Genomic DNA, 22,017 nt, shown 5'->3' on the forward strand with positions numbered 1-22,017 from the left:
TTCAATAAAAAAGCTGCAAAATCAGTCACATGACTTTGCAGCTCGGGAATGATGGATTTCGTGGCTAAGTGTTACAAAGTGTATATTTGAGACGGGGTTTACATACCGAGCCCGATGGAGCCAAGGCCTGCGGCCATTTTCATGTGTTCAATCACCACTGAGATCACGTTCAGAATCAGGAAAACGATGATGGGTGACAGGTCCAGGCCGCCCATGGAGGGCATGATATTGCGCACCGGGCGCATGACCGGCTCGGTGATCTGGGCGACCAGCTGGATGGCCGGATGGCCGCTGCCCGGCGCGATCCAACTGACGACCACCACTGCAATCACCGACCAGAAATAGATCTTCACGATCAGGTCCAGTACGTTCAGTACCGCCCACACCAGCAGCGTAATCGGATTTATGGCCGGAATCCCGCCGTTCAGCGCCACCAGGATCAGGAAGAAGGTGATGCCCTGAATGATGACTGCGAGAACCAGCGAAGCTCCATCGAAACCGCCCAGGCCAGGAATAACCCTCTGTAGCGGGCGTAGCGGTGGATTGGTGGCCTTGACCACGAATTGAGTGATGGGATTGTAGAAGTTGGCCCTGGCCAGTTGAAGCAGGAACCGAAGCAGCACAATGGTCAGGTAAAAGGTGGATGCGATGAGCAGGATGGTAATCAGAATATCTGCCAGCATGAAGCCGTGTCTCCGTTATCGGTTACTGTTTGCCTGCCAGTTCTTTGGCCATTTCTTCCGAACGCTTGAAGGCGGCCTTGTACGCTTTGGCCACCAGATCGCGCATACCACCTTCCTCGAACGTGTTGATGGCCTGTTCGGTGGTTCCGCCAGGAGACATCACATTACGCTTGAGCTGGCCGGGATCGTGCTCGCTTCGACCGGCCATTTCCGCGGCTCCCGCCATGGTCTGGATAGCCAGTTCCCTCGCGGTTCCAGCGGCAATGCCAGCCTCAGTGGCCGCTTCCTCAAGCGCCTCAAGCATCAGGAAGAAATAGGCGGGGCCGCTGCCGGAGAGAGCGGTAACCGCGTGCAGCAGGTTTTCGTCCTCAACCCAGAGCGCTGACCCGATGCTTTCGAACACCGATTCCACCATCTTCTTCTGCTTGTCTTTCACTTCTTTGTTGGCAAACAGGCCTGCAGCCCCTTTGCCGACCAGGGACGGTGTATTGGGCATTACCCGCACCATCGGCAGGCCGCCACCAAGCCAACCGTCGAGGGTATCCGCTGTCAGGCCGGCGGCGATGGATACCATCAGTGGGCGAGTGTTCTGGACCACTGGTGCAATGTCGCGACAGACATCGGCCATGACCTGGGGTTTCACCGCCAGAACTACCATGTCAGCCTGCTGGGCGCAGTACCGGTTGTCTGTGGTGACGCTAACGCCGAAGCGCTTGCGGATTGTCTGCAGGTGCGCGTCATCCGGCGCGCTGACCCAGATATTGCCGGCCTTATAGCCGTTATCCAGCATACCGCCAATGATGGCGCTGGCCATGTTGCCGGCGCCAATAAAAGAAATGGTTGGTGATGTGCTCAAGGTTAACTCCCCGGTTGATCGGTTAAACGTCCGGCCCTGATCATAGCAGGAACCGGCCGGTTCAGCTCTTTACTGGGCGTTTGCCGAATAGGGCGGTGCCGACCCGTACCCAGGTGGCGCCTTCCGCAATCGCGACTTCGAGGTCGCCGGACATGCCTATCGACAGTGTGTCGAGTGGGCCGGCGTCGGGATGGTCTGACCGCAGCTGTTTCAGAGTATTGGCAAGTTTCCGGAAACTGGCTCTCAATCCTGCTTCGGGCTGATCCGGATCCGGAATGGCCATGAGGCCTCGCAAGCTAAGGTTCGGCAATTCACCGATTTCGGCCACCAGATCCGGCAGTTCATCCAGAGTGCAGCCGGATTTGCTCTCTTCCTCATTAATATTGACCTGAAGACAGATATTCAATGGCGGCAGCGCAGGATCGCGCTGTTCGCTCAGGCGACGGGCAATCTTGAGGCGGTCGACGCTGTGCACCCATGAAAAGGCGGAGGCCATCTGTCGCGTCTTGTTAGACTGGATTGGCCCGATGAAATGCCAGTCGACGCCCTTGAGATCTGCAAGCGCCTCCATCTTCTCGAGGGCCTCCTGGAGGTAGTTCTCACCGAAGGCCCGCTGCCCGGCAGCGAAGGCTTCCCGCAGGTCTTCCGGTGGTCGGGTTTTGCTGACGGCGAGCAAATGCACAGACTCGGGCGCACGGCCTGCCTGCAATGTTGCTTTTTGTATGCGTCGGGTTACGCTCCCGATGTTGTCTGCTATGCTGCTCATAGTGTGAGAATGCCACGCTCGGTCTGTCACTTGTACGGTGACACGTTACCCGCAGGTCACTGAAATGCCAAGTGAACCGCGCCGGGGCCCCGCCGGGCGGAAGCTACCGGGATAAAAGAAAAAGCCTTCCGAGGATTCCTATGGATATTACTGAACTGCTTGCCTTTTCGGCGAAACAGGGTGCGTCTGACTTGCACCTCTCTGCCGGTTTGCCCCCGATGATTCGTGTTGATGGTGATGTACGACGCATCAACCTGCCGCCCATGGAGCACAAAGAAGTCCACGGGCTCATCTACGACATCATGAATGACAAGCAGCGTAAGGACTACGAGGAATTCCTGGAAACCGACTTCTCCTTCGAAGTTCCGGGCGTCGCCCGTTTCCGTGTTAACGCTTTTAACCAGAACCGTGGCGCAGGCGCCGTGTTCCGGACCATCCCTTCCAAAGTACTGACCATGGAAGATCTGGGTATGGGGCAGGTGTTCAAGGACGTGTCTTCAGTGCCTCGTGGTCTGGTACTGGTGACCGGCCCGACGGGTTCGGGTAAGTCCACCACGCTGGCGGCGATGATCGATTACATCAACGACACCCGCTACGAACACGTTCTCACGATTGAAGACCCCATCGAATTCGTACACGACTCAAAGAAATGCCTGGTGAACCAGCGGGAAGTGCACCGGGATACTTTGGGCTTCAACGAAGCACTGCGGTCAGCCCTGCGGGAAGACCCCGACATCATCCTCGTTGGTGAGCTCCGGGATCTGGAAACCATCCGCCTGGCGCTGACAGCGGCTGAGACCGGCCACCTTGTATTCGGCACCCTGCACACCACCTCCGCGGCCAAAACCATTGACCGTGTGGTCGACGTTTTCCCGGCGGAGGAAAAGTCCATGGTGCGGTCGATGCTGTCTGAATCCCTGCAGGCGGTTATTTCCCAGACCCTGATGAAGAAAATGGGTGGCGGCCGTATTGCCGCGCACGAGATCATGATCGGTACGTCTGCGATCCGGAACCTGATTCGGGAAGACAAGATTGCCCAGATGTACTCGTCGATTCAGACCGGTGGCTCTCTGGGCATGCAGACGCTGGATCAGTGCCTTGAGCGGCTGCTGCAGAAAGGGCTGATTTCCCGCGAAGCTGCGCGGGCTAAGGCGAAGATGCCGGATAACTTCTGACACGGTGCGTTCGGCGCCGAACAATGAAAATTGGGTAGAAAAATGGAATTCGAAAAACTGTTACGGCTGATGGTGGAGAAGGGCGGTTCGGACCTGTTTATTACAGCGGGTGTGCCGCCAAGCATGAAGGTGAACGGGAAAGTTTTGCCGGTCACCAAGAACGCGTTGACGCCGGAGCAGACCAGGGAGTTCGTTTACGGCGCCATGAACGACAAGCAGCGCGCTGAATTCGAGGAAACCCATGAGTGTAACTTCGCTATCAGTGCCCGTGGCATTGGCCGTTTCCGTGTTTCTGCCTTTTTCCAGCGCAACCTGTGCGGGATGGTGCTGCGTCGGATCGAGGTAAAGATCCCGCAAATCGATGATCTGTCGTTGCCGGAGGTAATCAAGGAACTGGCCATGACCAAGCGTGGCCTGATCATGTTCGTGGGCGCTACCGGTACCGGTAAGTCTACGTCCCTGGCGGCCATGCTCGGGCATCGTAACCGCAACAGCCGTGGCCACATCATTTCCATCGAAGACCCGATCGAATTCGTGCACCAGCATCAGGGTTGTATCGTCACGCAGCGCGAGGTGGGTATCGACACCGAGAGCTTTGAAGTGGCCCTGAAGAACACGCTGCGTCAGGCGCCGGACGTTATCCTGATTGGTGAGGTGCGAACCCGGCAGACCATGGAATATTCCGTGCAGTTCGCCGAGACCGGCCACTTGTGTCTGGCGACCCTGCACGCCAACAACGCCAACCAGGCGCTGGACCGGATCATCCAGTTCTTCCCGCCGGAACAGCACAACCAGATCTGGATGGACCTGTCCCTGAACCTCAAGGCGATCGTGGCTCAGCAGCTGGTGCCAACGCCAGATGGCAAGGGCCGTAAGGCGGTTATCGAGGTGCTGATCAATACCCCGCTGGTATCGGACCTGATCCGGAAGGGCGAGGTGCATCGGCTGAAAGAGCTGATGTCCAAATCCAACGAATCCGGTATGCAGACCTTTGATCAGGCGCTTTATCACCTGTATGCGGAGGGTTCGATTACCTACGAGGATGCCCTCGCCCACGCAGACTCTGCCAACGACCTGCGCCTGATGATCAAACTGGGTGCCGACGCCCAGGGAGCCGACAAGCTCTCGTCTTCCGTCGACAAGCTTTCCATTCAGGATGACTGAGTACCGGCTGAGCATAAGACGTTGGTCGTAGAAAGTTAGGGCCCCGAACCGTTAGGGATGGCATTTGAGGCCAGTAAGGGGTGGTGCGTATACTCCGCGCGATTCAATAAGGAGATACCATGCACCACCGTTCCTCAACGCTTGCACGAGCTGTACGTCTTACCATCCTCGCGGCGCTCGCCGCACCTGCCTCTACCCTGGCAGGCGGCTTCTCCCTCAATGAGCAGAGCGCCAGTGCGATGGGCACCGCTAACGCCGGTGCCGCCGCCAACCCCGAAAATGCGACCACGGTTCTTTTTAACCCCGCCGGTATGAGCCAGTTGTCGGGCACAAATATTTCGTTTGGTGCTGCGGTTCTGGATATTGATGCGGAGGCCAAGGAAAGTAGTATCCGGACCTCCAGAAACAATCCCTCGGTGCCTGTAAACCCGGCCAGTAGCGGAGGGGATATTGCAGACCCTGCGGTGCTGCCGAATTTTTATCTAAGTCACGAAATCAACGAGTCGATAGACGTCGGTTTTGGAATCCATGCGCCCTATGGTTTGGCGGCGGATTACGATAACGACTTTGCAGGGCGTTTTTTCGCTGACAAGACAGAGCTCACGGCGATCGCATTCACGCCCTCGGTTTCTCTTAACAATGGCCAGGGCCTGTCAATGGGTGTTGGTTTGAATGTCCTATACGCGGAAGGACGCTTGAGCCGCTACCAGGACATCAGTGCTCAAGTAGGGACAGCGGCGCTTGCGCTTGAGGAGCCTTATGCGGATGCAGAGGGTGACGATGTTGGCATGACGTTCCGTGTTGGCTTTCTTTATGAGTTGACCAGCGCTACTCAGATTGGCCTCACGCTTCAGACGGGTACGGAACTCGAGCTGGAGGGTGACCTTGAAATCTCTGGCATAACCAATCCGTCCAACCCGATGGGGCCGACGCTGTCCGCCTCAGAGAGTATCAAGGTGCCTCTGGCGATTCCTGAGAGCGCGACCCTGGGGCTTCGTCACAGCCTTACCGATAACGTTACTCTTCTGGCTGGAGCAACTTACGCTCGTTGGAGCCGATTCGAGGAGCTTGATATCGTCAGCACCGAAGCTGGTGGTGCCATTAGTGGTGCGCCGCAAGAGGGCGCTGTGATTTCTCATGTTACCGAACAATGGAAAAACAGCTGGCAGATCAACGCTGGTGCTATCTGGCAGGCTTCGCCTGAATGGGCGTTTAAAGCCGGATATGCCTGGGATGAGTCGCCCGTGAATCAGTATGTTACCGCCCGAATTCCCTCCAGTGATCGTCACTGGCTGACTCTCGGTGCCCAATGGGCTGACGCCCAAAGTGGCTGGACGGTCGACGTAGCGGTTGGAACGCTCTTGTTCACGGACGATCCACGAGTCAACGATCGGAATTACCAGCATGAAAACCCGAGCGAGATCGCGCAACTGGCGCCTGGTGTTGAGGATCCAAGCCTTTACGCTGCTGAGTACGATCTGAGCGCCTGGAGCGCTGCGTTCGAAGTAAGCAAGTCCTTCTAAAATCCGGAGAATCTGGCCGGCTGAAGGCCGGTCAGCCAACCACCTGGCCACGGTAGATGACTTTTTTCTTCCGTGGCGGGTCGATCTGTCCCTCCTCGTCCTGTTCCGCTGATGCGGGCGGAGCATCGGCAATGACCTGGCCTCTGTAGTTGCGCTTGAGGCCGTCATCTTCTTCCTCGGGCTCAATATTGAGCTGCGGAACCCGTTCTTTGAGGGTTTCCCAGACACGAGTCAGCTGACTGGAGCGGGTTTTCCGCGCGTAATCGGCCAGTTGTTGTTCCAGATGCTCTTCCGTGAGGTGCAGTTTGACGCCGAATTCCGTGTGAATCAGGCGGCGGCACTGGTGAACCAGTTTCAGCACGCTGGGGTCCAGCAGCCAGCTACGTTCAGATGCCAGAGAAGTCATGGTATGAGCCTCGGAGATGGGTGTCACAACATGGCGCAGCCCGGAGTGTCTGATGGGGCGGCGCCGACTCTGGAATCGTAGCGAATATCGTGCCGTAAAGGCGATAGAATCGGCCGGCCTTGGCGCCTCCGCGGCCTGGCGGCAAGCCGCGAAAGCTGAGGGCAGGTTCAGTGTTTGCAAGTATGAGCGTTTTCGGTGCGTGCAAGGGCGTCCATGCCCTGTTTTGGGGAGCGTCAGTGTGCCTCATCCCAGTTGTCGCCGACGCCGGCTTCCACCAGCAGGGGAACGTCCAGCTCGGCCGCTGCCGACATACGCTTCTCAAGTCCTGATCGGATCTTGTCGAGTGCCGATTCTTTGACCTCAAGAATCAGTTCATCGTGCACCTGCATGGTCATGCGAGCTTCATCGGCGTGCTCTTTGAGCAGCCAGTTCTCTACATCCACCATCGCCCGCTTGATGATATCCGCGGCAGTACCCTGCATCGGGGCGTTGATAGCGGTTCGCTCCGCAGCCTGCTGCAGCTGTTTGTTGCGGGCGTTTATCTCTGGCAGGTACAGGCGCCGGCCGAAGAGTGTCTCCACAAAACCGTCGTCATGGGCCTGTTTGCGGATGTTGTCCATGTATTTAAGAACGCCGGGATAGCGTTCGAAATAACGATCGATGTATTCCTGGGCGAGTTTGCGCTCAACGTCCAGTTGCCGGGAAAGGCCAAAGGCGGACATGCCGTAGATCAGGCCGAAGTTGATGGCCTTGGCGCTCCGACGCTGGTCTGAGGACACATCGTCAAGGCTGACCCCGAATACTTCCGATGCCGTTGCCTTGTGAATGTCTTCGCCCTTCTCAAACGCTTTGAGCAGTCCTTTGTCTCCCGAGAGATGGGCCATGATCCGAAGCTCGATCTGAGAGTAGTCGGCAGCGACGAGCTTGTATCCCTCGGGCGCAATAAAGGCCTGCCGTATACGGCGTCCCTGTTCGCTCCTGATGGGGATATTCTGCAGGTTGGGTTCCGACGAGGACAGTCGACCGGTAGCAGTGACAGCTTGATGGTAGGACGTGTGTACCCGGCCGGTACGATGGTGAATCAGCTCCGGCAGCGTGTCGGTGTAGGTCGACTTCAGCTTGCTCAGGCTTCGGTGCTCAAGAATCAGACGCGGCAGTTCGTGTTCGTGGGCCAGTTCCTGAAGCACCGGCTCCGCTGTTGACGGCGCGCCCTTTGGGGTTTTCTTGATGACCGGCAGCCCCATCTTGTCGTAGAAGATCGCCTGCAGCTGCTTGGTGGAGCCCAGGTTGAAGGTTTCCCCGGCCACTTCATGGGCCTCTTTTTCCAGCTCCGCCATGCGCTCCGCCAGTTCCTGGCTGTGCTGGCGCAGAGTACTCGCGCTGATGAGGGTGCCACGCTGCTCCATTCGCGACAGTACCGGCACCAGGGGTAAATCGATATCTTCGTACACAGCGGCCAGTTTTCCGGTCTCTTTCAGCTTCGGTCGCAGGGTCTGATGCAGGCGCAGGGTAATGTCCGCATCTTCGGCGGCGTAGGGCGCCGCTTTTTCAAGGTCAATCTGGTTGAAAGTGAGCTGTTTCGCGCCTTTCCCCGCAATGGACTCGAAGCTGGTGGTCTTCTCGCCGAGGTAGTACATGGCGAGGCTGTCCATATCGTGCCGCGTGGCCACAGAGTTCAGAACGTAGGATTCCAGCATGGTGTCTTCGGCAATGCCCTCCAGAGTAATGCCGTGGTTGGCCAGTACGTTTTTGTCGTACTTCAGATTCTGGCCGACCTTTGCCAGGTCGGGGTTCTCCAGCAGTGGTTTAAGCTGGTCCAGCACCTGATCACGGTCCAGCTGCTCGGGCGCGCCCATATAGTCGTGCCCCAGCGGGACATAGGCGGCTTCGCCCGGCTTTACGGCAAAGGAGACACCGACGATTTCGGCGTCCATGTAGCGAAGGCTGGTGGTCTCTGTGTCGAAGGCAAACAGCTCCGCCGCCCCAAGGCGCTCCAGCCACTGATCCAGTTCTTTCTGGTCGGTGATGATGCTGTAGTCCTTTTCGCCGGTTTCCGGTTTGGGGTTTTCATCGCCGGCTCTGGCATTGCTGGAAGAGGAACTTTCGTCCTCTTCGAGTTCGGCGATCCAGCTTCGGAATTCATACTCCCTGAACAGCTCAAGCAATTGCTGGTCGTCCTGCTCCCGGAGTTTCAGGTCTTCCAGGCCAAAATCCAGTTCCACGTCGGTGCGGATGGTCGCCAGTTCACGGCTCAGGGGCAGGGTCTCCGTTGCGTCCCGCAGGTATTCACCGATCTTGCCTTTGATCTCGTCGGCGTGTTCGATGACGTTGTCCAGGTTGTCGTAGCTCTGAAGCCATTTGACCGCGGTTTTCGGTCCGCACTTGTTGACGCCGGGGATGTTGTCCACCTTATCGCCCACCAGGGCCAGGTAATCGACAATCTGCTCCGGAGTAACGCCGAATTTCTCCACCACGCCGTCCCGGTCCATCCGGGTCTCGGTCATGGTGTTAATCAACGTAACGTGATCGCTGACCAGCTGCGCCATGTCCTTGTCGCCGGTGGAGACCACCACATCGATGCCTTTGCTGGTTGCTTCGTTGGCAAGGGTGCCGATCACGTCGTCGGCCTCAACACCTGTCACCGTTAGCAGCGGCAGCCCCATGGCCTTTACGATCTCGTGAATAGGCTCGATCTGGCAGGCGAGATCCTCCGGCATGGGAGGTCGGTTGGCCTTGTACTCTTCATAGAGATCGTGCCGGAAGGTTTTGCCCTTGGCGTCGAACACCACCACCATCTTGGAGCCGGGAAAATCCTGCTCCAGGCGGCGGAGCATGCTGATCACGCCTTTAATGGCTCCGGTCGGATGATCCTTGCTTGTGGTGAGTGGTGGAAGTGCATGATAAGCACGGAAAAGATAGGACGATCCGTCCACAAGAACCACAGGTGGTGTGTTTTTGCTGGTCATGTCAAAACAGGTCCGGAATCTGATTGAAGCGTGGGTTGGCTTATGCAACTCTGTACTGAAATCGATGGACGAAAGGGTATCACGAAAATGAAACGAATCGCCTGCCCGGCTTTGTTGCTCGCCTGTCTGCCTTTGGCTGCTCTGGCCCAGGAAGAAGGCGCTCTGGATGAGACGCCGGTGACAACTCCCGACGAGCCAGTGGTGATCTCGGATTACCAGCCTGCAAGCCAGGGCCCCGAGATTGTTATTCGCCCGGGTGAGCAGGAAGTGTTCTATGAATACCGGGTCAACGGACAGCTGATGGAAATCAAGGTTGTACCGGAAGTCGGACCGGAGTATTACCTGGTGCCGGCGGATGGCGGCGGCTGGATCCGGGAAACCGAGTCCGACATGTTGGTGCCTAGCTGGGTGATTTTCCGCTGGTAAACCTCAGTCAGATCAGATCGACGTTGACCGGCGTTGAGCGCCGGCTCTCCAACCCCTGAATATCCACGGTGGTGATGGCGAACTCGTAAGCGCCTGGCGCCATCTCCGCCAGAGAGAGTCTTGTGGTTGCAGGACTCTCAATGCGGATAACCTTGAAGTTGTCCTGGTGTCTGAACCGATAGTAGACCCTGAATTCCGCAATCTCTCCAAGTGCCAGTGACGAGCCGTCCTCACGGGTCAGTGGAGCTGTCCATGTCAACTCCTTCGGCTCAGTGGCTGTATATCCGGTTTCCCGAGTCTGCCCAAGTGTGGTCATGAGCCCATCGGTCGCCTTGTTCAGCCGCGAATCTGCGATTTCACTGGCCCTGTCAGAGCTGGTGCTGACGGCGCGGGAATCTTCCTGGCAGGCAGCAAGGAGGAAAGAGGCGGCAATCACTGGAAACAGAAATATGGAGAAATGCGGTTGTCGGGTTTTGCTGGTGGTCATGGTTACTCGCATACGGGCCTGATCAAGGCCTTTGTTGATTAAACGTATGGAGCCTGAATAAAACGGGGAGACGGGCTTCTTTGACAGCTCGGCATTATGCCAGCCGGGTTTTCAGGATCAAGTAAATAATCCGTAAAAGCCCTTATTCGTTCACTTCCTGCTTTTAGTATGAACATTCTAATTTTAGAGCGTAACTTGAGTTGTGAGATTGAAGTAAGGCCCTCGTTGCACTGGTTTCGACAGGGCCTTGGAACTTTCAGGAAACCAAGGGGATTTATCATGGGTAAACTCAAGTCTTATCAGGAACAGCTCCAGGAAATCGTGGACAAGGGTATCAACGCCGCTGAAGAGCAGCAGAAGAAGCTGGCTTCCAAGCCGTTCGATTACGCCGAGAAGCTCGAGTCTGAAGCGCGCGAGTACAGCGTGAAGACCCTGCGCAAGCGTTACAACGGCTACAGCGACAGCCTGTTCGATCAGCTGCGCAACCTGAACAGCCGTTTTGGCAGCTTTGCTGGTGACCTGGTCGCCAGGCTGGAAAAAGAAGCAGCCGAAGGCGCTGATGCAGTTGCAGAAGCCGCGGAAGACGTGTCTGACGCTGCGAAGGATGCGAAAAAAACGGTTGAGCCGAAGAAGACGGCTGCACGCAAGACCACTGCGCGCAAGACCACTTCCACTGCCAAGAAGAGCACTGCATCCGCCTGAATTGTGGATAGCACCTCATCGGTAGGTGAGTGAAATGAAAAAGCCACCGGCTAACACCGGTGGCTTTTTTTTGGTCTCGGAAATTTCAGTGCAGAATCAGTTGTCGGCCTTGGTGTGATCCAGTGGCAGAGTTCGTGCCTCGCCGGTAACTTCTTCCAGGCGTTCGATGTCGTCCTCAAAAGCCTTTCGTAGTTCGTCGATTTCCTGGGTCTGTGAGGCAATTTCCCGCTCAATGTCGCGAATCTGGGCCTCCAGCCGCCGGATCTTCTCCAGCGTGCCCTCGGGAATCTCGCGACCGGCCCGCTCCATGTTGGCGGCCCGACTCTGTTCGTTATCCAGCTGGCTCGATATCACCGATATATTGCCGCGCTTGAGCTGGATAAGACCCTCGAGCTCGCGGATTTTCCGGTGCATGGCTTTCACGGCCTGATCCGGATGGCTGAAGCGTTTCAGCAGCGCGCGGTCTTGCTCGCGCTGTTCTGCGAGTTCCTTCTGGCGCTGCTTTTCCGCTTCCCGGGCAGCAATTTCTTCTTCGGTTGGTGCCGGTGGAATGGTTTCGATCACGCGGCCATTGTTGCTCAGGATGTCATAGCCCCGCTTGGTGGCTTCCTGGGGGATGGTGCTGCTGATTACGATCTGGCCGTTCTCATCCGTGTAACGGTACATATTGGCAGCCGCCTGGGCAGAAACCCCCAGGGCAAGCGCCAGCGCCGTTGTTTTAACAGACAGTGCGGTCAGACGATTGGCCATCAATCAGACTCCGTAACGATCCCGATAACTGGCTACCTTTTCGGCATGCCCGGCAAACTCCGGGTTGGCTTTAAGATAGTCCAAAACCTGCTCGAGACGAATAATGCTCACCACTGGAATGCCGAATTCCTTTTCCACTTCCTGGATGGCAGACAGTTCGCCGTTGCCTTTTTCCTGGCGATCCAGAGCAATCAGCACGCCTGCAGGTTCAGCCCCGGCGGCCCGGATGATATCGATGGATTCCCGGATCGCGGTACCGGCGGTGATCACATCATCGACAATCAGTACTTTGCCCTGCAACGGTGCGCCAACAATGTTGCCGCCCTCACCATGATCTTTCTTTTCCTTACGATTAAACGCAAAGGGTTTGCTGTTACCGTCTGTAGCCAACGCCATTGCTGTGACGGTGGCCAACGGAATGCCCTTATAGGCAGGGCCGAAAATAATGTCATAATCCAGGCCGCTGCGCGCGATCGCGGCGGCATAGGCCTTGCTTAACTGAAGCAGGTCGTCCCCGGTATTGAAAAGTCCAGCATTGAAGAAGTAGGGGCTGGTTCGGCCCGACTTGAGCGTGAACTCACCAAAGCGTAGTACATTCCGGCGGATGGCAAATTCGATAAATTTTTGCTGATAGTCGTGCATGACAAGGCTTCTGGCGGGTGTTGATCTTTAATTAGCTCGTAAAAACGGTATCATACACACAAACCGAATCAGGGAACACGTATGCGGGTAGTATCAATCAGCGTCAATGGCCTCGCCCAGGCTGTTGAAAAAGGTTTTTTCGACTGGCTGGCGGAGCAGGACGCTGACGTGGTCTGCGTCCAGGACCATCGCATGCGGGCCTACGAGATTGAGGACTATAACCTGATTCCGGAAGGTTACGAGGCCTACTTTATTGATGGCGAAAAGAATGAAGATGGCGGTGTCGGCATATACACCCGTCATTTCCCGAAGGCCATCATGTATGGATTTGCCAACGAACAGGCCGATCGGGAAGGCCGGTTCATTCAGGCCGATTTTGACAAGGTCTCGGTTGCCTGCGTCCTGGCGCCCTGTGCGCTGGGTCGTGAGGACGAGCTGATTGGCGAGGACGACCTGACGGTTCTCGACCACAAGGACGAATTCATGGAGTCCTTCGGTCTGCACATGCAAAAGACCCTTCGTAAGCGCCGTCAGTTCATTTTCTGCGCCAACCTGCAGACTGCTCATCACGTAACCGACGCCAGCCCGCTGTACCACAAACTGGATTTCTCCGGTTTCCTGCCCCACGAGCGTGCCTGGCTGGATCGTCTGTTCGATGAGATGGGCTGCGTTGACGGCTTCCGGGAGATCAACAAGCAGAGCAGCCAGTTCACCTGGTGGCCCGAGCAGGCCGAGGGCTCCCGCAAGAATGCCGGCATCCGGGTGGATTACCAGCTGCTGACACCGGGGATCCGCAAGACCATCGAAGATGGCTGGATCGACGACTCAACCCGCTTCTCTGATCACGCCCCGGTGATCATGGATTACGACATCGAAATCGGCTTCTGAGGCGAGATCTTACCGGAATAGTAGCGGGTTTGGAGGGGGAAGCCTTTCCGGGACCGTCTCCGGCCAGGGAAGGCCGGAGTCGAGCGCACATGGATGTGTTTGTAGCGTGTCCCGGAAAGGCTTCCCCCTCCGGACACGCGGGCGCCAGACTCAAATTCAGCCTTCCAGCGCCGCCTTCTGAATCTCAAACAACTGCTCAATACCCTGTTTGGCCAGAGTCAGCATGCTGTCCAATTCTGACTGGTCGAACGGAGCTCCTTCCGCTGTTCCCTGGATTTCAATGAAGCCGCCCTGGTCGGTCATGATGACGTTCATGTCGGTTTCGGCTTCGGAGTCTTCCGGGTAGTCCAGATCTACCACTGGGGTGCCTTTGTAAACACCGACTGAAAGCGCGGCGACCATCTGCTTGAGCGGAGATTTCTTGAGGCGCTTGTCAGCAACCAGGTGGTTCAGGGCATCAACCAGTGCCACGCAGCCGCCGGTGATGGCTGCGGTGCGGGTGCCGCCATCGGCCTGGATGACATCGCAGTCAATGGTGATGGAGTGTTCACCGAGAGCGGTCAGATCCACCGCTGCACGCAGGGAGCGGCCAATCAGGCGCTGGATTTCGACGGTCCGGCCACCCTGCTTGCCGCGGGCAGCTTCACGGCCCATTCGGCTGCCGGTAGAGCGGGGCAGCATGCCATATTCGGCGGTGATCCAGCCCTTGCCTTCACCCCTCAGAAACGGAGGGACCTTGTTTTCGACGGAGGCAGTGCAGATGACTTTTGTGTCCCCGAATTCCACCAGCACAGAGCCTTCGGCGTGACGGGTGTAGTTGCGGGTGATTCGAACATCTCTGGGTTGTTCGGGCGTTCTGCCGCTTGGACGCATAGTGTTTCCTGAAGTCAGTTTTGAATGTCCGGGAGCGAGTCCCGGGCGAACGTTTGTCGAAAAGGCCGGTCAGTATATCACGTTGGGGTTGGCCTTTTGTCCGGTTCGCCGTTGCTGTTAAGAGCCTGTTAAACTTCATCGATACAACTTTATCGAAGCGGAGCTGACATGATCCGAAGTATGACTGCATTTGCCCGCAAGGACGTCCAGGGAGACTGGGGAACGTTGACCTGTGAAATCCGGACTGTGAATCACCGGTATCTCGAACCCTCCTTCCGCCTGCCGGAAGCGTTCCGTGAGCTGGAGAACCGGTTCCGGGAGGAACTGAGAAAGCAGTTGAAGCGGGGCAAGGTGGATGTCTCCATGCGCTTGCAGTCGGCAGAGAAAGGCTCGCAAAGTTTCGAGATCAGCGAAGACATGGCCCAGGCGGTGAATGAGGCGGCCAACCACATCAACCGGATTCTGGATAATCCGGCCCACATCAATGCCCTGGACATACTCAGATGGCCGGGCGTGCTGTCAGTGCCGGAACAGGATTATAGCCCTGCAAAAGAGGCTGCCGTCGGACTGTTCGAGCAAACCGTGGCCGAACTTGCATCGGTGCGCGAGCGGGAGGGGGAGCGCCTGCGGCCATTGTTCGAAGATCGCCTGAAAACCATGGGTGACCTCGTTGCCGACGTCCGTAGGCGTATGCCGGAATTGCTCGAGGCGCAGGAGAAAGCGCTGCGAGATCGGTTCGAAAAAGCCAAAGTGGAACTGGATGCCGAGCGGGTTGCCCAAGAGATGGTGATGCTGGCTCAGAAAAGCGATGTGGCCGAGGAGCTGGACCGGCTGGATGCCCATATCGGTGAGGTGTCCGATACTCTGAAAAGCGAAGATGCCATTGGTCGGCGGCTGGATTTTCTCATGCAGGAGCTCAATCGAGAGGCCAACACCCTGAGCAGCAAGAGCATTGATGCCGGCGTTACCCGTACTGCAGTGGATCTCAAGGTTCTGATCGAGCAGATGCGAGAGCAGGTGCAGAATCTGGAATAAGCCGGAGCTCTACGCCGGTGGTCAATTCAGTGTGAGGTCGCTCAGTTCCGCCGGCAGTTCGAACGTCATCTTGCGCTTGTTCAGGGGGCAGTCGAATTCCAGGAAAAAGGCGAGAAGCTGCAAGGGTGCGCCGGCCGGTCGCCCGTAAAGGCGATCACCGATGATCGGATGGCCGAGGCCCGCCAGATGCCGGCGAATCTGGTGTTTTCGTCCGGTTTCGATACTGACTTCCAACAGCGAAGTTTCCCCGGTTTCGTCCAGCTCGAGCGTTGATATACGGCTGACGGCCGCCTTGCCCTCGACGGGCGCATCAACGAGCTGCTCCCGAGCGTCCATAAGGCCGGCCACTCGCGCCTTGTAGTGTTTGGTCATGGTCCGCCCCGAAAAACACTGGGAAAGGGCGCCGGCCGCTTTCGAATCATGGGCGATCAGCATCAGCCCGGCAGCGTCGGCGTCGAGCCTGTGGATCAGGTGGCATGGTTGCTCAAGCTGGATTTCGGCCAGGCGAAGCAAGCTGCAATGGTCGCCCCACTGGGAGCCCTGGGCCAGTAGCCCATGAGGTTTGAACCAGACGGTGTAGCGCCCCGCATTCTCCAGGAGAATCGGCTTTTCCGGTTTCCTCTCAAGCACCTTCTCGTCGTAGTAAAGCTGTAGTCGGATACCCGGTTTCAGCTCCTTTGTGGCACGGCGTAGCCGAAGGCGTTTGCCTTTGTGAGTCCACCAGCAGGCGCCTTTGGTCATGGCGTCCTTGATTTTCTGACGCGAAAGCCCGGGGGCCGCCTCGCTCAGGGCGTCGATGGCTTTGCCGGGCTGCTTCACGGTGATGTCGATGGTGGTTCGCATGGGTTCTTGCGGTCGCTGAACAGTGGATAGGCAAATGGTATCAGCTGACGCCCTTGTGGGGTGCGGTGTTTTGCCAAAGTCCGTATAATTTCGTGCTTTACTGGCCGGAATACGCGGCCGCCGTGTCCAGGTTTGGAGTTCTCGGGTTATGAGTCAGGCAGTTGAGCAGGGTACTCTGTACGTTATCTCCGCGCCATCCGGTGCCGGCAAGACCAGCCTTGTGGCGGAAATGCTCCGCAATGACGAGAAGCTCGGTGTTTCCGTCTCGCACACGACCCGCTCCATGCGGGAGGGCGAACAGAACGGGGTGAACTATCACTTTGTCAGCCGGACCGTGTTCGAGGCGATGATTGGCGAGGGCGACTTTCTGGAGCACGCCGATGTCTTCGGCAATTACTACGGCACTTCCCAGGCATGGGTTCGGGAAACTCTGGCAACAGGCCAGGATGTGATCCTGGAGATCGACTGGCAGGGTGCTGCACAGGTGCGACGGCTTATTCCCGAGTGTGTCAGTATTTTCATCGTGCCACCGTCGCCGGAAGTGCTGCGCGAGCGACTGGTCGGGCGTGGTACCGATGCGCCGGAGGTCGTGGAGCGGCGCCTGGCCGAGGCTGAGGAAGAGTGCCGTCACGCAGTGGAGTTCGACTTTCTGGTGGTCAATGACGACTTCGAAGCCGCCCTCGGAGATCTGCTCGCGATTGTCCGGGCCCAGCGCCTTCGCATGGAAGTGCAGCAGCCAAGGCATCGAGCGTTGCTGGCGGGATTGTCCGGCCCGGCGTGATACGGGGTTTTCCTGTATACAAATTGAACCGGCCACAGTAAACTGTGCGGTCTGCTGAAACAGTCATTTTATGAGTCGGGGAAGTTATGGCACGAGTTACCGTTGAAGATTGTCTGGAAAACGTTGATAACCGCTTCCAGCTGGTAATGCTGGCAACCAAGCGTGCCCGTCAGCTCGCCACCAAGGGTGCCGAGCCGATGGTGGCTGAAGAAAATGATAAGCCCACGGTTATCGCTCTGCGCGAAATTGCCGAAGGCAAGATTACTCGTGATCTCCTCAAGGAAGAAGACGACGAGTGATCCAGCTGCGGACCCGGGTATATAAGTATCTGTCCGCAAGCGAGAAGCATTGAAATCTGTCCCCGCGGTTTTATAGTGTAGCTATAGAACGTTGCTGGAAGGACTCTGGAAGGACCCGGATGCGTGCATTCGGGTTTTTTTGTCCCTGAATTTCATGAAGTCGTGGAGGCGCGGTGTCGGCAGAGGCTACGGTTGAAGGGCTGGCTCGAGAGCTAAGTTCCTATCTGGATACCACTCGCATCAATCAGGTGCGACGCGCCTATTATTATGCCGAGCAGGCCCACGAGGGCCAGATGCGTAAAAGCGGCGACCGGTACATCACTCACCCCCTGGCTGTCGCCCATATTCTCGCCGATCTCCGTCTGGACCATCAGAGCCTGATGGCGGCGATGCTTCACGATGTGATCGAAGACACCGGCATTCCCAAGGATGCGCTGGCGGAGCAGTTCGGTGACGATGTTGCGGAACTGGTGGATGGCGTCAGCAAGCTTACCCAGATCGAATTCCGGTCCCGGGCGGAAGCCCAGGCTGAAAACTTCCAGAAGATGACTCTGGCCATGGCCAGAGATATTCGGGTAATCCTGGTGAAGCTGGCGGACCGCCTTCACAATATGCGCACCCTGGGCCCCATGCCCTATGAGAAGCGCCAGCGCATTGCCACCGAGACCCTCGATATCTACGCCCCCATAGCGAACCGCCTGGGTATGCATTCGATCTGCACCGAGCTCGAGGATCTGGGGTTTACCTCGCTGTATCCGATGCGTTCGAAATACATTTCAAAAGCGGTGGACAAGCTCAGGGGCAGCCACCGCGAAATCATCGAGGATATTCGTGGCAAATTGCAGGAGAAGCTTGAAGAGCGCGGCCTGCCGGGGCGGATTCTGGGCCGGGAAAAACACCTGAACAGCATCTACAACAAGATGAAGTTCAAGCAGAAATCCTTCCATGAAATCATGGACGTTTACGCGTTCCGGATCATCACCGATACCGAAGACGACTGCTACCGGATCCTTGGTGCCGTACACAGCCTCTACAAACCCCTTCCGGGCCGCTTCAAGGATTACATAGCCATGCCCAAGGCCAATGGCTACCAGTCCATCCACACCACTCTGTTCGGGATGCACGTGAACATCGAGATCCAGATCCGCACCGAGGAGATGGAGCATATCGCCAATAACGGGATTGCGGCGCACTGGATGTACAAGAATGAACCCAGCAGCGTGACCAGCGCCAACCAGGCCCGGGTCGACCGCTGGGTGAAGGGGCTGATGGAAATGCGGGAACGGGCCGATGACTCTATGGAGTTTATCGAGCATGTAAAGGTAGACCTGTTCCCGGACGAGATATACGTTTTCACCCCGAAAGGCCGCATCATGGAGTTGCCAAGCGGGGCGACGCCGGTGGACTTTGCCTATGCCATCCACACGGACATCGGCAACGCCACCGTAGCCTGTCGAATCAACCGCAACCTGGGTTCCCTCAGCCAGCCTCTGCAGAGTGGCCAGACCGTGGAAATCATCACTGCGCCCGGCGCCCGCCCCAACCCGGCCTGGCTCAGTTTCGTGGTGACCGGCAAGGCCCGGAGCAGTATCCGGCACGTGCTCAAGAGCCAGAAGCGTGCGGAATCGCTGGAGCTCGGTCGCACCCTGCTGAAGAAATCCCTGAAGGGGTTTGGTGCGAAACTGTCCGAAATCAGCGACGCCCAGAAGCAAGCCGTGGTGAACCACAATCAGGTGAACAGTTTTGATGATCTGATCAGTGACATCGGGCTCGGCAACCGGATGGCCTATCTGGTGGCTCGTCAGCTTGCGAGCGGCTCAGAGGTTGCCGAAGCCATTGAGGCTCCCAGGGATATCGAGGGTGGCAATCATAGCCCGGTGACCATTCGGGGCACGGAAGGCCTTCTGGTCCGGTTCGCCAGCTGTTGCAAGCCGATTCCGGGAGACCCGGTGGTTGGGGTGATGGATTCCGGCAAAGGTATGGTGATTCATTCCGATACCTGCTCCCGGTTGCCCGAGGACGATGAGGGGCGGGCTCGCCTCACGCATCTTAAATGGGCCAAGGACATTACCGACGAATTTTCCGTGGAGCTCCGGGTAGAGCTGGAGCGCCAGCGCGGTGTGATTGCCGAGATGGCCAATGCGGTTGCCATGGCGGACGGCAACATCGAGCGCATTAACGTGGAAGAGCAGAACGCCCGCTTTGGCGTTGTCAGTCTCGTGGTACACGTTAATGGTCGCCGGCACCTGGCCCGGGTGATGCGCCGGATCCGCAACATTCGTGCGATTACCCACATCAGCCGTGTGCGGCACTGACCCCGACCAAAGCCCGGTTGACAGGCGCGCCACGCAAGGGCGAGGATTGGCGTTTTGGAAGAGAGGAAACCAAGGGTCATGACCAACAAATCCGTAATTCAGACCGAGAATGCGCCCCAGGCGATCGGCACATACTCCCAGGCGGTAAAGGCAGGGGATACCGTGTACCTGTCTGGCCAGATTCCGCTGGTGCCGGAAACCATGGAAGTGGTCGCCGGCGATTTCTCTGCCAAGACCCGGCAGGTATTCGATAACCTCAAGGCCGTTTGCGAGGCCGCCGGTGGCGAGCTGAAGGACATTGTGAAACTGAACATCTACATGACAGACCTGGCCAATTTCGCCACGGTCAACGAGATCATGGCCACCTATTTCCAGGAACCGTATCCGGCCCGAGCGGCGGTAGGTGTCGCGGCGCTGCCCAAGGGAGTGCCCATTGAAATGGAAGCGGTGATGGTGCTCAGCTAAGACCTGAAAACACCTGAATTGAGAAAAGGCGGCCTTGGCCGCCTTTTTTAATGCCGAAGGCTCATCCCTGGTCAATCATGGCGCGGTAGCCGGCACGGAAATCCGGGTAGCGGAACTGGAAGCCGGTGCCCAGCAGTCGCTTGTTGCTGCAGCGTTTGCTCCCGGCCCGGCCACCTTTCCGGGCATCAGGCTGCGGATCGGCGCAGGGCGTTTGCTGCCGCACCCAATCTACTACCTCATCAAGTCTTACCGGCTCGCAATCGCTGGCAAGGTAGCAGGTCTCCAGTGACGCTCCCGAAAGTGCCAGCTTCACAAGGTGGGCAGCCGCCTCCGCTGCATCCTCCTCGTGAATCCGGTTACTGAACGGTGCTGGCTTCGCCGGATTCATGCGCCCCTCCTGTACCTCCTCGAGAAAACGACGCCGTGAAGGCCCGTAAATGCCGCTGTATCGAATGATTGTCGCCGGATGGCCGCTTTCCAATGCGGTCTGTTCACCGGCCAGGACCTGCTCGCCGCTGAACCGGGCCGGTTCTGTGGGGCTGGATTCATCTACCCAGCTGTCGTCATCCTGTGAATAGACACTGCTGCTGCTCACAAAGAAAAGGTGCTTCAGAGACTGACTGCCGACGGCCGCCAACAAATTTTCCAGGCCAGTCACATAGGCATCGCGATAGCCCTGCTGGTCGTAGCTGGAGGGCGTCAGGCAATAGAGGATGATATCGAGATCAGCTGGAAGTTTGCGGGCCAGGGTCTCAGGCCTGGTCAGATCGGCGCCAATGCCGTGAACGCCCTCGGGAACAAGCCCGGGATTTCGCCGCAGGCCAAACACGGTGGCCGAGGTTGTCAGCCGGCTGGCAATGGCGCCACCGAGTTTGCCGCAACCGGCAACGAGAATTCGGGGCGTCTTACGACTTTCAGTGATTGCCATAGACAATTTCAATCCTTATGCTTTACCTCATAAATTCGTGAAACTTCGACCCGCATCTATCTGACCGGAGCTCACCATGACTCTCACCGAGTTACGATACGTCGTTACGCTGGCCCGCGAAAGGCATTTTGGCCGGGCTGCAGAGCGTTGCCATGTCAGCCAGCCAACGCTCAGTGTTGCTGTGAAAAAGCTGGAAGACGAGCTCGGTATCCCTCTGTTCGAGCGAAGCAAAAGCAGCATCCGCGTGACCGAAACCGGTCTGCGCATTATCGAGCAGGCCCAGCGGGTGCTCGATCAGGTCGGCCTGATCAAAGACATGGCTCAGGATGGCAAGAACCAGCTCAATTCGCCTCTGAAGGTCGGTGCGATCTACACCATCGGTCCCTATCTGTTCCCGCACCTGCTCCCCGAATTGAGGCGGGCGGCCCCGGAAATGCCGCTCTATATCGAAGAGAACTATACCGCCAACCTGAGGCAGAAACTCCGGCAGTCCGAGCTCGATGCCATTATTATTGCCCTGCCGTTCGAGGAGCCGGAAGTGGTTACCCTGCCGCTCTATGACGAACCGTTCGTTGTGTTGCTGCCCGCGGGACATCCGCTGGCCAGCAAGGAGCAGTTGACTGCCGACGAGTTGGCCAAGGAGCAATTGCTATTGCTCGGGCCCGGCCACTGTTTCCGGGATCAGGTTCTGGAATCCTGCCCACCCCTGGTAGAAGCCGTAACCCACCGGGCAAACAACGGTTCACCGGCGCTGGTGACCGAAGGCAGTTCCCTGGAAACCATTCGCCATATGGTCGCTTCCGGCCTGGGCATCACAGTTTTACCACTCTCGGCGGCCACCGCCATGCAGTACCACGAGGACATTCTGGCCGTTCGACCGTTTGCGTCCCCGGTGCCGTTCCGCACAGTGGCTCTGGCCTGGCGGGTTACGTTCCCGCGGCCCAAGGCTATTGATGTGCTCTCCCTGGCTGCCAGCCAGTGCCGGGTAATCGAAAAGGCGAAAACAGACACACCGGTTGTGGCCGAAAGCGCCTGAGCCTGACT

General features: G+C 57.5%; 23 protein-coding genes. 12 read left to right on the forward strand and 11 right to left on the reverse strand.

The window, feature by feature from the left end:
• Positions 1–98: 98 nt before the first annotated feature.
• The 3 genes from EDB94_RS00465 to EDB94_RS00475 form a co-directional block, all read right to left on the reverse strand.
• Positions 99–683: a YggT family protein gene (locus tag EDB94_RS00465; protein ID WP_108019555.1), complete on the reverse strand. Its 585-nt coding sequence runs from the start codon at positions 681–683 to the stop codon at positions 99–101.
• A gap of 22 nt (positions 684–705) precedes the next feature.
• Positions 706–1,539, reverse strand: coding sequence for a pyrroline-5-carboxylate reductase (proC, locus tag EDB94_RS00470; protein WP_014575886.1), 834 nt, complete (start codon positions 1,537–1,539; stop codon positions 706–708).
• Between the two features lie 61 nt (positions 1,540–1,600).
• Entirely contained in the window at positions 1,601–2,305 is a 705-nt protein-coding gene (locus EDB94_RS00475; RefSeq protein ID WP_108019556.1) for a YggS family pyridoxal phosphate-dependent enzyme, read from the reverse strand.
• Between the two features lie 140 nt (positions 2,306–2,445).
• On the opposite strand from EDB94_RS00475, the gene EDB94_RS00480 reads away from it, so the two are divergent.
• The 3 genes from EDB94_RS00480 (at position 2,446) to EDB94_RS00490 (ending at position 6,167) form a co-directional block, all read left to right on the forward strand.
• Positions 2,446–3,480 (forward strand): type IV pilus twitching motility protein PilT, encoded by a 1,035-nt coding sequence (locus EDB94_RS00480; protein ID WP_008174189.1) that lies wholly within the window; start codon positions 2,446–2,448, stop codon positions 3,478–3,480.
• A 42-nt stretch (positions 3,481–3,522) separates the two neighbouring features.
• Positions 3,523–4,644, forward strand: coding sequence for a PilT/PilU family type 4a pilus ATPase (locus EDB94_RS00485; protein ID WP_014575888.1), 1,122 nt, complete (start codon positions 3,523–3,525; stop codon positions 4,642–4,644).
• A gap of 239 nt (positions 4,645–4,883) precedes the next feature.
• A complete protein-coding gene (locus tag EDB94_RS00490) occupies positions 4,884–6,167 on the forward strand; it encodes an OmpP1/FadL family transporter (RefSeq protein ID WP_260312491.1) in 1,284 nt (427 codons plus the stop codon).
• 31 nt (positions 6,168–6,198) lie between these two features.
• On the opposite strand, the gene EDB94_RS00495 is transcribed toward EDB94_RS00490, so the two are convergent.
• Both EDB94_RS00495 and polA read right to left on the reverse strand, forming a co-directional pair.
• Positions 6,199–6,573 (reverse strand): hypothetical protein, encoded by a 375-nt coding sequence (locus tag EDB94_RS00495; protein ID WP_008174194.1) that lies wholly within the window; start codon positions 6,571–6,573, stop codon positions 6,199–6,201.
• A gap of 233 nt (positions 6,574–6,806) precedes the next feature.
• The gene (polA, locus tag EDB94_RS00500) at positions 6,807–9,539 is read right to left on the reverse strand and encodes a DNA polymerase I (RefSeq protein WP_108019558.1); all 2,733 of its coding nucleotides are present in this window, start codon (positions 9,537–9,539) and stop codon (positions 6,807–6,809) included.
• 87 nt (positions 9,540–9,626) lie between these two features.
• Between polA and EDB94_RS00505 the strand changes: the two genes are divergently transcribed.
• Positions 9,627–9,965: a DUF2782 domain-containing protein gene (locus EDB94_RS00505; RefSeq protein ID WP_008174197.1), complete on the forward strand. Its 339-nt coding sequence runs from the start codon at positions 9,627–9,629 to the stop codon at positions 9,963–9,965.
• A gap of 7 nt (positions 9,966–9,972) precedes the next feature.
• On the opposite strand, the gene EDB94_RS00510 is transcribed toward EDB94_RS00505, so the two are convergent.
• Entirely contained in the window at positions 9,973–10,452 is a 480-nt protein-coding gene (locus EDB94_RS00510; protein WP_260312490.1) for a fibronectin type III domain-containing protein, read from the reverse strand.
• Positions 10,453–10,731: 279 nt separating this feature from the next.
• Here EDB94_RS00510 and EDB94_RS00515 point away from each other — a divergent pair, with 279 nt between their 5' ends.
• Positions 10,732–11,154 carry a hypothetical protein gene (locus EDB94_RS00515; protein WP_108019563.1) on the forward strand — a complete coding sequence of 141 codons (423 nt, stop codon included), beginning with the start codon at positions 10,732–10,734 and terminating at the stop codon, positions 11,152–11,154.
• Between the two features lie 96 nt (positions 11,155–11,250).
• On the opposite strand, the gene EDB94_RS00520 is transcribed toward EDB94_RS00515, so the two are convergent.
• A complete protein-coding gene (locus EDB94_RS00520; RefSeq protein ID WP_108019565.1) occupies positions 11,251–11,904 on the reverse strand; it encodes a DUF4124 domain-containing protein in 654 nt (217 codons plus the stop codon).
• A 3-nt stretch (positions 11,905–11,907) separates the two neighbouring features.
• On the reverse strand, positions 11,908–12,546 hold the full coding sequence (pyrE, locus tag EDB94_RS00525) for an orotate phosphoribosyltransferase (RefSeq protein ID WP_008174208.1): 639 nt from the start codon (positions 12,544–12,546) through the stop codon (positions 11,908–11,910).
• A gap of 81 nt (positions 12,547–12,627) precedes the next feature.
• On the opposite strand from pyrE, the gene EDB94_RS00530 reads away from it, so the two are divergent.
• Positions 12,628–13,434, forward strand: coding sequence for an exodeoxyribonuclease III (locus EDB94_RS00530; RefSeq protein WP_108019567.1), 807 nt, complete (start codon positions 12,628–12,630; stop codon positions 13,432–13,434).
• Positions 13,435–13,590: 156 nt separating this feature from the next.
• Here the strand turns inward: EDB94_RS00530 and rph are convergent, their stop codons facing one another.
• Positions 13,591–14,307 carry a ribonuclease PH gene (gene rph, locus EDB94_RS00535; protein ID WP_064228396.1) on the reverse strand — a complete coding sequence of 239 codons (717 nt, stop codon included), beginning with the start codon at positions 14,305–14,307 and terminating at the stop codon, positions 13,591–13,593.
• Between the two features lie 168 nt (positions 14,308–14,475).
• Here rph and EDB94_RS00540 point away from each other — a divergent pair, with 168 nt between their 5' ends.
• Positions 14,476–15,342, forward strand: coding sequence for a YicC/YloC family endoribonuclease (locus tag EDB94_RS00540; RefSeq protein WP_053114218.1), 867 nt, complete (start codon positions 14,476–14,478; stop codon positions 15,340–15,342).
• A gap of 21 nt (positions 15,343–15,363) precedes the next feature.
• Here the strand turns inward: EDB94_RS00540 and EDB94_RS00545 are convergent, their stop codons facing one another.
• Positions 15,364–16,185: an RluA family pseudouridine synthase gene (locus EDB94_RS00545; RefSeq protein WP_108019569.1), complete on the reverse strand. Its 822-nt coding sequence runs from the start codon at positions 16,183–16,185 to the stop codon at positions 15,364–15,366.
• A 148-nt stretch (positions 16,186–16,333) separates the two neighbouring features.
• Between EDB94_RS00545 and gmk the strand changes: the two genes are divergently transcribed.
• From gmk to EDB94_RS00565, 4 genes are all read left to right on the forward strand, one after another.
• Entirely contained in the window at positions 16,334–16,966 is a 633-nt protein-coding gene (gene gmk / locus EDB94_RS00550; RefSeq protein WP_108019571.1) for a guanylate kinase, read from the forward strand.
• 86 nt (positions 16,967–17,052) lie between these two features.
• The gene (rpoZ, locus tag EDB94_RS00555; protein ID WP_008169593.1) at positions 17,053–17,265 is read left to right on the forward strand and encodes a DNA-directed RNA polymerase subunit omega; all 213 of its coding nucleotides are present in this window, start codon (positions 17,053–17,055) and stop codon (positions 17,263–17,265) included.
• Between the two features lie 173 nt (positions 17,266–17,438).
• On the forward strand, positions 17,439–19,580 hold the full coding sequence (locus EDB94_RS00560) for a bifunctional (p)ppGpp synthetase/guanosine-3',5'-bis(diphosphate) 3'-pyrophosphohydrolase (RefSeq protein WP_014575900.1): 2,142 nt from the start codon (positions 17,439–17,441) through the stop codon (positions 19,578–19,580).
• Positions 19,581–19,658: 78 nt separating this feature from the next.
• Entirely contained in the window at positions 19,659–20,045 is a 387-nt protein-coding gene (locus EDB94_RS00565; RefSeq protein WP_008169589.1) for a RidA family protein, read from the forward strand.
• 61 nt (positions 20,046–20,106) lie between these two features.
• Here EDB94_RS00565 and EDB94_RS00570 read toward each other — a convergent pair whose 3' ends face one another.
• On the reverse strand, positions 20,107–20,973 hold the full coding sequence (locus tag EDB94_RS00570) for an NAD-dependent epimerase/dehydratase family protein (RefSeq protein WP_014575901.1): 867 nt from the start codon (positions 20,971–20,973) through the stop codon (positions 20,107–20,109).
• A 76-nt stretch (positions 20,974–21,049) separates the two neighbouring features.
• Here EDB94_RS00570 and EDB94_RS00575 point away from each other — a divergent pair, with 76 nt between their 5' ends.
• Positions 21,050–22,009 carry a hydrogen peroxide-inducible genes activator gene (locus EDB94_RS00575; protein ID WP_008169585.1) on the forward strand — a complete coding sequence of 320 codons (960 nt, stop codon included), beginning with the start codon at positions 21,050–21,052 and terminating at the stop codon, positions 22,007–22,009.
• Positions 22,010–22,017: the final 8 nt, after the last annotated feature.

The organism is Marinobacter sp. 3-2, assembly GCF_003751355.1.
In the GTDB taxonomy this organism is placed as follows: domain Bacteria; phylum Pseudomonadota; class Gammaproteobacteria; order Pseudomonadales; family Oleiphilaceae; genus Marinobacter; species Marinobacter adhaerens.